Below are 240 nucleotides of genomic sequence, written 5' to 3'. Positions count from 1 at the left end.
TTCCAATCCTTCCACCATTTCACAACTTCCTCTTTCCCCGATAAAATTGTGCGGGTATCTGCATCTCCGTCGGGAAAATAGTACTCAACGTCATCAGCCAACATTTTCCCCCAGGATTCAAAATCCAAACTTAAAAGAGCGTAAAATGTTAGGCCGAAGTGGTGGAATTGGTAGACACGATGGATTCAAAATCCATTGCTGATAAGGCGTGCGGGTTCGATTCCCGCCTTCGGTACGAAA

1 tRNA gene is annotated in these 240 nt (G+C 45.4%); it reads left to right on the top strand.

Going from position 1 to position 240, the window contains the following annotated elements:
- Nucleotides 1-152: 152 nt before the first annotated feature.
- A tRNA-Leu gene (locus HC175_RS23825) sits at nucleotides 153-235 on the top strand.
- Nucleotides 236-240 lie beyond the last annotated feature (5 nt).

The sequence above is a fragment of the Salinimicrobium oceani genome, from assembly GCF_012037645.1.
Note: the sequence above shows the minus strand (reverse complement) of the source record. Positions and strands in the feature narration are given on the sequence as shown.